Genomic DNA, 10,344 nt, shown 5'->3' with positions numbered 1-10,344 from the left:
ACTGCAAACGCTCATCCATGACACAGGTCTCTTTCCAAGGCATCGGCAAGTCCCCCTTGCCGACCATGTTGACCTGTTACCCATCTCTCCGGTCCAAACTGTTACCTATCTCTCCGGTCTATACCAGTCGCAGCCCCCTCTCCCTAACCCTCCCCCACGTTGGGGGAGGGAACTGTAGCCAGCTTGCACGCAAACACTGCAGCGAGCTCGGTGAGCTCCCTCCCCCCAACGTGGGGGAGGGTCGGGGAGAGGGCGCGCCAAGCGGTGTGGGCCGCCGCCAAGTGACGGGTTGCCCAACAAGCCCCCCCTGTGTATAACCCGCCCGTCCATAGCCCTGCCGACCCTCCGTCACCTTTCGAGGTGCCACCCGCTGACGGTGCGAGGGGATCGGCTAGGCCCGTGAAATAATTGGATTTTTCAGTTATTTCGGCTGATGCGTTGCCGATTCCCGGCAAACCAGCGACGGGCCGCTAAGAGCCAGAGGGAGTGTCTTAATGCCGTTCTACGAGAACGTCTTTATCGCGCGCCAGGACGTCACTGCCCAGCAGGTTGACGCCTTGGCCGATCTCTTCACGGGCATCGTGACCGCGCAAGGCGGTTCGGTGACCAAGAAGGAATATTGGGGTCTCAAGGGCCTCACCTACCGCATCAACAAGAACCGCAAGGGCCATTACGTGCTCTTGAACATCGACGCCCCGGCAGCCGCCATTTCCGAAGTCGAGCGCAACATGCGCCTCCACGAGGACGTGCTGCGTTACCTGACCGTCCGCGTCGAGGAACTCGAAGCCGGTCCCAGCGCCATGCTGCAGTCCAAGGGCCGCGACCGCGAGGGCCGTGAAGGCCGTGGCGAGCGGGAAGGCGGCCGCGAGGGCGGCCGTGGCTTTGGCGGCCGCGATCGTGACGATCGCCTCCGTCCCGGTCGTGATGGGGCGCGCGACGGGGGTCGTGACCGTGGCGAACGTGTTGCTGCCGAAGGCGAAGGAGACCGCGCATGAGCGAGTTTGATCGTGGCGCCCGTGATGGCGGGCGTGAAGGTGGCCGCGAAGGCGGTCGCGAGGGTGGTCGTGGTGGCGCCGGCGGTGGCCGTCGTCCGTTCTTCCGCCGCCGGAAGTCGTGCCCGTTCTCGGGTCCGAATGCCCCGAAGATCGATTACAAGGACGTGAAGCTGCTGGGCCGTTTCGTGTCCGAGCGCGGCAAGATCGTGCCTTCCCGCATCACCGCGGTCAGCACCAAGAAGCAGCGCGTGCTCGCCCAGGCGATCAAGCGCGCCCGTTTCCTGGGCCTGCTGCCCTATGTGTTGAAGTAAGGAGATAGGGTCATGGAAATCATCCTGCTCCAGCGCGTCGAGAAGCTTGGTCACATCGGCGACGTGGTGAATGTGAAGCCGGGTTTCGCCCGCAACTTCCTGCTGCCGCAGAAGAAGGCGCTCCGCGCCACCGAGGAGAACAAGAAGCGTTTCGAAACGCAGCGCGCCCAGATCGAAGCCAACAATCTGAAGGCCAAGGAAGAGGCCCAGAAGATTGCCGGCAAGGTCGACGGTCTCAAGGTCGTGGTCATCCGCCAGGCCTCTGAAACCGGCATCCTGTTCGGTTCGGTCTCCGGCCGCGATATCGCCGAAGGCGTCACCAAGGCCGGCTTCACCGTCGACCGCCGCCAGGTGGTCCTCGATAAGCCGATCAAGACCCTTGGCCTGCACCCGGTCCGCGTCGCCCTTCACCCGGAAGTCGTCGTCACCGTGACGGCCAACGTCGCCAAGTCGGAAGACGAAGCGGCAATCCAGGAAAAGGCCGGCGGCTTCGTCGCCAAGACCGACGAAGACGAAACGCCCGATCTCGACAAGCTCCTCGCCGAGGCCGCGGAAGCGACCGACGAGGCGAAGTCGGAAGAGTAAATCACTCACATTCCTGAGTGATCGAAACGGCCGCCCTTCACTGGGCGGCCGTTTTTCTTTGGGTGATTGTCGTCAAGTATGTTCCTTTTTTGTTCTTGACGACTGCGTAATTTATATGTTATGCGTAACTCTGGTCCACAGCGCTGGAGCATCGCCATGGCACAACCGCCCCTCAAGCGTCCCCTACCCAAGACAACCCAGTCCGGAAACGCAAAAGATGTGCTCGGCCGCTGGGAGACCGGACGCTTCACCTTCGATTCGCCCGAGGCCGAGACAGCCTGGCATCAGCGCGCCTATGCGCAAGGAATTCACCCGCGGGACTGGCATCGCGGCCGCGAACTCGATGAGGGCACCGCAAAGCTCGTGGAGGGTGGCCTGGCCGGTGCCACCCCGCCCTTCTACCGCGGGCCGGACGGCGCCCCGCGCTTTGGCAATCAGCACACCATCGAACCGCCGGCCCAGCGCGAACTGCGCCAGCGCTCCTTCGCCGGCAAGACACTGGACCAGATCGCCGCCATTCAACGGAGCACCGGCAAGTTCCCTGGCGAAGACGAAGCGGCCGCACTGACGCCACGCAACGACAATCAATCGTCACCGGACCGGCCAGGCCCCGCCACCATCGCGTCGCATTCGGAAGCAATCCTCGCCGGCATGCAGCACGCACGCGAGACCGCGCCGATCATTCTGGCAAAAACAGCCCAGGCGACGATTCCAGGCAAGGCGCCGCCACCCGCCAATGATGCCACACCCGAGCCATTGCTGCCGACCAGCGACGGGCATGGGCGCATGCCTAAGGGTCCGGAATCCGCATCGCCGCAGCGGGACTATGCCAGGAACCCCGAGCCGGTACCCAACGGACTTGCTATCGGTCAGCCAACCCCAGGCAAGGCCAACTGGCCGGTCATCGAGCAGGACTGGGTAACGACAGACCAACGCGGCAATTCTGTCCTGACCGAAAAAGCATCGCAGGAACTCGACCGCTACAAAGAAACCGTGCGGGCCGAAGCCGCCAAATACACTGCATACACCAACGAGATGGCGCCAGGGCTTCAGGCTGACGCCGGCGCCTTCATGCGCCACTACCTGGATGGCAGCGGTGCGGCCTTGAAGTTGACACCAACGCCAGAATTGCTTGACGGCGTTAACGTCAAATCGGCCAATGACGATTTGAATACTCATGTCCTCGAATGGCTGACAAATCCCAACAAGACTAAGCACGCATCGGAACAGGTCGTTGCCAAGATCCAGTCTCTCACGGATGGTCAAAGCGTGACCGTCTCCTCGACATGGGACGGCGCCACCGACTGGACCGGCGCGAGCATGTCGGCTTTCAGTTCGCCAGCATATTTCGGCGCACTTGGACATGTTCAGATTCATGGCGTGGCAGAGGCCACCGTCACTCGAAACGGTGACCGCTACTTTGCCACCGTCAAGGTGACCAAGGAGTTGAGAGATATCCATGACTTTACCGACAACGACGGAGAGGACCTAACTAATGCAGGCATCTTCTTGGCGAACAACATGCCAGGAAGCAATGCACGACCGCCGCTCCAGTACGTCGACCTTGCTATGCTGTCCTTGCTGGCTGCAACCGGTCGTGCCAAACCGTTCAACATCCGCTCCACGCCCTGGGCGGACACTTTTACTGTCGAACTGAGAAGACCACCGACCAAGGGTAGGACTATCGCGCTGCGGCCTTTAGAGATTGTCCCCGGCAGCGGGAAATGGGAAAGGGGCATGTTGCCAGCTAGCAAAACCACCAAACCTGGACAGCGCGAACCATGAACGCCGTTTCTCACGATTGGGTCCGTGACTGGTTGACGAGCATGATGCTCTTGCTGCCGCTATATTGGTTCGTCGATCTAACGCTTCATCTCCTCTTTCGACCGCTACGGGCGCGGAACATGTGGCTGGTGTTTGTGGAAAGCATTGTGGTCTCACTGTTGCTGAGCATGCTGCTCATTGATTTCCGACTCTTGGCGCCGTCGCTTGCCTCGTTTGGTGCAGGGGCCTTCCTGGCGCGGCTAGGTGTCGCTGTCGTCGTGGAACTAGCCGTTCACCGTGGCGACGGCCCTGCGGTGCTGAAGCAAGCCGGCTATCATGCGCTGCGCGCCGCCGCCGCTGCCGGCACCGCACTCATGGTTTTCAGCGACTTCCGGACCGCCATGGCCAGCGCCATCTTCGCCATTCCTCTCACGATCATCATGGCCTGCGATTTCGCGTGTTGGGTTCTGTGCCCCAGAAGCCTGCGCGGCAGCTTTGTGGCCATCCCCCTCGAAAGCACGATTGCCATCGTTCTTTGTCTTGGCTTCTGGTTCACGGTTGGATCTCGTGCCAGTCAGATGGTCTTCGTGATTATGGCCTTCCTTCTGCGCCTCGCCGTCGCCGTGGTGGGCCAATATCTGCGGTTTCGTCAGCACCGGCCGCTTGGCTGGCCAGACGGTATCTTCGCTCTGGGTCGTGGCCTCGTCTGTGCCTTTGCCACCGCTGCCATTCTTGAACTGGCTTGAGGTGGCGCCTGATAGGTTTTCTCGATGCAGCGAATCTAACGATCATTTTCGCTCTGGCTGTCGCGCTGAAGCTGGGGGTTTCCGCTGCAGGATTGGTTGCCGCCCGGCTGGTGCGGCCCGGGCGCCTGCCGGCATCCCTCCCGCGCATCGGGATCTCAGTCGCCTTGCGGGGCCTGGGAACAGCCTGCGTTGCCGTTTTCCTGGAAGCAGGTTGGCCGGCATTCAGCCCAGTCGATCATGTTTTCGGCGCCCTCATCTTTTGGGACTTGGCAGCGTGGCTGGCAATCGTCATCGGCTATCGGGCGCTCTTCGCGCGCCGGCTTGGCCTCCCTCTTTGGACTGGTTCGCCGACCGCCAGCGCTATCGAGGCAGCTTCTCTCATCGCCATCACCTTCGCCGTCGTTCTGTCCGAACTCACGGCGCTTTTCCCCGATGACCGCGACGAACTGGGCATTGTGCTGTGGTTCACTTTTGTCCGCACCCTCATTACGACAACCTCGCTCATCCTGCAGCGGAAACTCAGCCGCCAGTCACGTCCCGTGTCGTTACAGGCAGGTTCCGTCTTCGTGGTTGGCCGCGCTGTGGTCGGTGCTTGTGCCGCCCAGTTACTGCTGCATTATTTGGCCTGACATTCGGACGACGCATTTGGAGAAAGGCCTTTCTTGCGCACGGAGACACGGCAAATAAAGAAAACCGGCTTTGGCAAAGCCCCTAGTTTTGCGCTCGGCATGGCCGTGGGCGTCTTCATGACCACCTTCGCCGCTTATCTGGTTATCCAAAGCGGCCATACCTACGCAAAGATGGATTGGAACAACGACGGAGAAACGTCGCTGGGCGAGATGCTGCATTCGGTTGACGTGGGCGTGCGATCGGTCGAGGTAAATGGAACGGCCGCCCCTCAAGCGTCCCCTACCCAAGACAACCCAGTCCGGAAACGCAAAAGATGTGCTCGGCCGCTGGGAGACCGGACGCTTCACCTTCGATTCGCCCGAGGCCGAGACAGCCTGGCATCAGCGCGCCTATGCGCAAGGAATTCACCCGCGGGACTGGCATCGCGGCCGCGAACTCGATGAGGGCACCGCAAAGCTCGTGGAGGGTGGCCTGGCCGGTGCCACCCCGCCCTTCTACCGCGGGCCGGACGGCGCCCCGCGCTTTGGCAATCAGCACACCATCGAACCGCCGGCCCAGCGCGAACTGCGCCAGCGCTCCTTCGCCGGCAAGACACTGGACCAGATCGCCGCCATTCAACGGAGCACCGGCAAGTTCCCTGGCGAAGACGAAGCGGCCGCACTGACGCCACGCAACGACAATCAATCGTCACCGGACCGGCCAGGCCCCGCCACCATCGCGTCGCATTCGGAAGCAATCCTCGCCGGCATGCAGCACGCACGCGAGACCGCGCCGATCATTCTGGCAAAAACAGCCCAGGCGACGATTCCAGGCAAGGCGCCGCCACCCGCCAATGATGCCACACCCGAGCCATTGCTGCCGACCAGCGACGGGCATGGGCGCATGCCTAAGGGTCCGGAATCCGCATCGCCGCAGCGGGACTATGCCAGGAACCCCGAGCCGGTACCCAACGGACTTGCTATCGGTCAGCCAACCCCAGGCAAGGCCAACTGGCCGGTCATCGAGCAGGACTGGGTAACGACAGACCAACGCGGCAATTCTGTCCTGACCGAAAAAGCATCGCAGGAACTCGACCGCTACAAAGAAACCGTGCGGGCCGAAGCCGCCAAATACACTGCATACACCAACGAGATGGCGCCAGGGCTTCAGGCTGACGCCGGCGCCTTCATGCGCCACTACCTGGAGGGAACTGGCGCGCCGATCGAACTTAATCCGAGCCTCGAGCTTTTGAGTGGTGCGAATGTGCAGTCCGCCAATGAGGCCTTGAACAATCACATCCTCGAATGGCTGACCAGCCCCGATAAGACACGTCAGTCATCGGAGCAGATCGTCTCCCGTATAAAAAAGCTCAAGGATGGCGAAAGCATTACCATCAGTTCGAAATGGGACGGCGCGACGGGTTCGGATGATGGTTGGAACAGCTTCACCACATCACAAATGCTGAGTTCGCCAGCGCATTTTGCCGCCCCTGGCCATGTGCAGATCCATGGTGATGCCATCGCGACCGTCACACGACACGGCGACCGCTATTTCGCCAGCGTCGATGTGACCAAGAACCTCAGAGATATTTACGATTTCACCGATGATGATGGCGAACTCGAAGCTACGGCATTCTTGACATACTTAAATCTCGTCAGAAATTCCCAAGGCAAGCCACCGATCAGAGATTTCCACTTTTCTGACTTCCACCTTCAAGCAGCCACTGGGCGCGCCAAACCGTTCAATATCAAATCAGGCTCTTGGCAAGAACGACTGACTGTCGAATTGAAGGATTCACCCTCAAGCCGATACAAATTGAATCCCGCCTCGTTGTCGCTGGTGCCAGGATCAATATGGTGGTCAACGATATATCGAAATAAGTGATGCAGACGGAAATGACAGACTATCTCGGCATGTGGTTGGTCGGCATCGGAACTGAAGTTCCCGTATATTGGCTGGTCGACATCATCCTTTACACCCTGTTTTGGCAGCGCGGCTTCCCCAGTGTTTGGATGATGCTGGGAGAGAATATACTCCTCATCGTGGTCTTGATCGCAGTGCGGTTGTCGTTTCTCATATCCTGGCCACGCGAAGCTTGGCCGATGCTGGGAACCGCCGTCGTTCTGAAACTGGCCATTGCCTGGACTGTACTTTATCTGCAGAATCGGAGCGTTCATCACAACAAGCCGTTCTCGCCGCATGTCGCGCTCGCATCGCGCGGCGTCGGCGCTGCTCTGGCCTGCGCTCTTGTTGGCGCCACTGGCGCCATCGCCGTCTTTCTTTCTCTGCCATTCCTTGCGGTAACTACTTTGGATGCGATGGTCTTCTGGGCCTTTCCGCGCGGAACACGCGGGTCTTCTGCTGCGGTGCCTTTGGAAAGTGCGACGATCATCTTCCTGTTTTTCGCGGCCTTGCCGTACCTGTTGCCCGCGAATGCCGGACAGTGGACCTTCCTGATCTCTATCTTCGCGATTAAAGCAATCGTTTCGTCCCTGAGCCTTTGGCTTCAATCGATCTTTGGTCACGCGAACTTGCGTCATCGCATGGCCTTCATCGCAGCACGCGCGACCGGATGCTCGGCAGCCGGTGCGCTAGTATTCAGCTTCTGGCACGGCATGTTCTGAATCAGGCGAATTGGAAAGCCTCCCCACTGATAGATATCGCGGGAGCAGCACTTGTTATTGGCGGTTTGACCTCGGCGTCTGAATGGCAGACACGGCTCTTTCGCACAGACCATTCATGAGTGACATCATCATCGGTGCCTTTGGCGTTGGGGGATATACAGCGGTCTTCTGGCTTGCGGATTCTGTTCCATGCCTGCTGCTGCAGCGCCACGATCGCTATGCTGGCTGGCGGAGCCTGGTCGAAAGCTGTGTGCTCGCCGGTTTTGTTATGACGGGCCGGCTAATCTTTGATTGGCCGTGGACAGAGGTCTCCGCGTTGTCGCGCATGTTTCAGATGCGGGATGCCGCCATCCTTCCAGTCCGCCCTGAAGATAAGGTCCATCTTCTGCTCCGCGCTGCCGGTAGCGCATTGGGAGTCTGGTTGATGGTCTTCAATCTGCCTTGAACTGAGCGATCATGAACGAAATGGCCGCATTCCTGATATCGTCCAGCGATGAATTCGTTGCGCTCTGGTTGGCCGATATTCTGTTACGCCTGCTCTTGCCGCGGCACGCGATTGGCAGCTTTTGGACCAGTCTCGTTGAAAACTTTCTGATCGCCATCTCGGCGGCAGGGATTGAACGGGCACTGCCGTCTGCCTCAGGATCGGGAGTGATAACCATCCTCGCTTTGAAGGCGCTGGGTTCCGTCGTGTTGACGATCGCTGGCAACCATCCAGCATCAGGTCGGCGGCAACCCAGCCCATTGCTGGCAATGATTGCGTTGCGTTGCTTTGCCGCCTTTCTCGCATTGCGGTTTCTGGAGGCGGCCGGCCCCTCTGCTGGCTTCTTTGTATTCCCATTCGTGGTGCTGACGGCAATCGATATCGCACTGTGGCTGGCTTGCCGTTTCGGTTGGCAAGGGAGCGCTTTGGCCGTGCCGCTGGAGAGTTCCCTGATCATCGCGGTGCTGTTGGGAATCGTTGCCGCTAGCGTCGGGCGGGGTCCGGCACGTGAAACGATTGTCATCCTGGCGTTCATCATAAAGATCATCGTCACGCGCCTGTCGCTGGGGCTGCAGGCGCAGATCAAGGGAGCGGCAACCGACCCGCAAACCCGAGCCACCTGGTCCTCGATTGTACTGCGTGCGCTGGGATATGCATTCGGCACCTGGATCGTTCTCACGTAAAGCATAGCGGCTGCGCCGCTGGAGAAAACCCACTGAGGCCCAAAGAAGCGCAGCAAATGAAGAAAACCGATTTTGGCAGGGTCCTGTGTTTTGTGCTCGGCATGACCATGGGCATTTTCCTTACAGGTGCTCTCGCTCACGAAGTTATCGGAAGCGGCCATACCGATGCAGAGATGGATTGGAACGGCGACGGAGAAACGTCGCTGGGCGAGATGCTTTACGGGATCGATGTGGGCGTGCGATCGGTCGAGGTGAACGGGTGTCCGTGCCGCTTCTTCTTTGAATACAAGGACGGTCGCTCCATCAAGACGATGTGCGATGGCAAGATCGTCGATTTCGACCCTTATGCGCCGGCCGTGGGGCAATAGTCACGGTCCCGGCCAAGGAGCGAGAAAAGGTCGCACTGTGCCTGCTTGTTCGCGCGGGGCTATGCGCGGTAAAGTTAAAAAACATGCATTCGTCGTTGAAACATGCCGCCGCCGGCAATCGACCGGCAATCGCCCCGCGCCGCTGGATCATGCTGGCGGCGGGACTGCTTGCTTTGTGCCTGCAGCTCGGCGCCCAGATCATGCCGGCCGAGGCGATGCAGGGAGCCATGCGCGCCGCCGCGCTCACGAACGAGGAAGCGGCGGGCTTTGCCAACACCTGTCTCGGCTTCGGCGGTTCGAGGGGAGATCAACCTGGACAGTCCGGCCAGCACACATCCTGCCCGGTCTGCTATACGCTTGCACAGGTGCAAGGCCTTGCGGCGCCCGATCTCATCCTTGCGCAAGCGGTCGCCTGGACGATCCAGCAGCCGGCCCTGCCGGCGCAGGCCTTGCCGGCGGCCAGCGGGAGGCCGGCCGCTTTTGACTCTCAGGCGCCGCCGGCCTTGGCCGTGCTGTAGGCTGTTGCCAGCGGCGGGCCGGATGTTCCGGACCGCCATCCATCGGATTTAGCTTCCTTAGGAGTCATTCCCATGAACCGGCGTGCTTTGCTGGTTTCCGCCGTGGCCGTTGCGGCCTTGGGCGGAATCGGCGCCAGTTACATTCTCAACAACAAGCATGTGACCGAAAGCCTCGCCGTGGGCGGTCCCTTCAAGCTCATCGGCGTCGATGGGCAGGAAGTGACCGAGGCGGCGCTGAAGGGGAAATATTCGCTCTTCTTCTTCGGCTTCACCTTCTGTCCGGATGCGTGCCCGACGGCGCTCAATACCTTCACCCTGGTGCTGGAAAAGCTCGGGCCCGATGCGGCGAAGATCCAGCCGGTCTTCGTCTCGATCGATCCCGAACGCGACACGCCGCAGGTGCTGAAGGAATATCTGAGCTCCTTCGATCCGCGCATCATGGGCCTCACCGGCACGCCGGAGACGGTCGCCGATGCGGCGAAGAAGTTCCGCGCCTATTACGCCAAGCAGGGCGAGGGGGAGTTCTATCTGATGGATCACAGCACGGCGATCATCGTCATGAACCCCGATTTCGAATATGCCGGCGTGCTTGCCGGCAACATGCAGCCGGATGAAATGGTCACCCGGCTGAAGGACATCTTTGCTCACGGAGCCTGA

Annotated in this window: 13 protein-coding genes; all 13 read left to right on the top strand. The window is 60.4% G+C overall.

Translation table 11 applies throughout. The features are described from left to right. The first annotated feature begins 494 nt into the window (after positions 1-494). The gene (gene rpsF / locus ACE3TY_RS12780) at positions 495-995 is read left to right on the top strand and encodes a 30S ribosomal protein S6 (protein ID WP_374653460.1); all 501 of its coding nucleotides are present in this window, start codon (positions 495-497) and stop codon (positions 993-995) included. Further along, positions 992-1,306, top strand: a complete 315-nt coding sequence (gene rpsR, locus ACE3TY_RS12775) for a 30S ribosomal protein S18 (RefSeq protein WP_374653458.1) — start codon at positions 992-994, stop codon at positions 1,304-1,306. The genes rpsF and rpsR overlap by 4 nt, the downstream gene beginning before the upstream one ends. Before the next feature lie 12 nt (positions 1,307-1,318). Next, complete coding sequence (rplI, locus tag ACE3TY_RS12770; protein ID WP_374653456.1) at positions 1,319-1,891, top strand: 50S ribosomal protein L9; 573 nt, start codon at positions 1,319-1,321, stop codon at positions 1,889-1,891. 156 nt (positions 1,892-2,047) lie between these two features. After that, positions 2,048-3,676 (top strand): hypothetical protein, encoded by a 1,629-nt coding sequence (locus ACE3TY_RS12765; RefSeq protein WP_374653454.1) that lies wholly within the window; start codon positions 2,048-2,050, stop codon positions 3,674-3,676. Next, complete coding sequence (locus tag ACE3TY_RS12760; protein ID WP_374653452.1) at positions 3,673-4,401, top strand: hypothetical protein; 729 nt, start codon at positions 3,673-3,675, stop codon at positions 4,399-4,401. The genes ACE3TY_RS12765 and ACE3TY_RS12760 overlap by 4 nt, the downstream gene beginning before the upstream one ends. Continuing rightward, on the top strand, positions 4,398-5,030 hold the full coding sequence (locus ACE3TY_RS12755) for a hypothetical protein (RefSeq protein ID WP_374653450.1): 633 nt from the start codon (positions 4,398-4,400) through the stop codon (positions 5,028-5,030). Before ACE3TY_RS12760 ends, ACE3TY_RS12755 begins: the two co-directional genes overlap by 4 nt. A 253-nt stretch (positions 5,031-5,283) precedes the next feature. Then, positions 5,284-6,894, top strand: a complete 1,611-nt coding sequence (locus ACE3TY_RS12750) for a hypothetical protein (RefSeq protein ID WP_374653448.1) — start codon at positions 5,284-5,286, stop codon at positions 6,892-6,894. Positions 6,895-6,905: 11 nt separating this feature from the next. Next, positions 6,906-7,634 (top strand): hypothetical protein, encoded by a 729-nt coding sequence (locus ACE3TY_RS12745; RefSeq protein ID WP_374653446.1) that lies wholly within the window; start codon positions 6,906-6,908, stop codon positions 7,632-7,634. Between the two features lie 115 nt (positions 7,635-7,749). Continuing rightward, positions 7,750-8,079 (top strand): hypothetical protein, encoded by a 330-nt coding sequence (locus ACE3TY_RS12740; protein WP_374653444.1) that lies wholly within the window; start codon positions 7,750-7,752, stop codon positions 8,077-8,079. Between the two features lie 11 nt (positions 8,080-8,090). Further along, a complete protein-coding gene (locus tag ACE3TY_RS12735; RefSeq protein ID WP_374653442.1) occupies positions 8,091-8,801 on the top strand; it encodes a hypothetical protein in 711 nt (236 codons plus the stop codon). 56 nt (positions 8,802-8,857) lie between these two features. Beyond that, positions 8,858-9,169, top strand: a complete 312-nt coding sequence (locus tag ACE3TY_RS12730; RefSeq protein ID WP_374653440.1) for a hypothetical protein — start codon at positions 8,858-8,860, stop codon at positions 9,167-9,169. 83 nt (positions 9,170-9,252) lie between these two features. Further along, entirely contained in the window at positions 9,253-9,687 is a 435-nt protein-coding gene (locus tag ACE3TY_RS12725; RefSeq protein ID WP_374653438.1) for a hypothetical protein, read from the top strand. 72 nt (positions 9,688-9,759) lie between these two features. Next, the gene (locus tag ACE3TY_RS12720) at positions 9,760-10,344 is read left to right on the top strand and encodes an SCO family protein (RefSeq protein ID WP_374653436.1); all 585 of its coding nucleotides are present in this window, start codon (positions 9,760-9,762) and stop codon (positions 10,342-10,344) included.

Source organism: Dongia sp. (genome assembly GCF_041918875.1).
Classification (GTDB): domain Bacteria; phylum Pseudomonadota; class Alphaproteobacteria; order Dongiales; family Dongiaceae; genus Dongia.
Note: the sequence above shows the minus strand (reverse complement) of the source record. Positions and strands in the feature narration are given on the sequence as shown.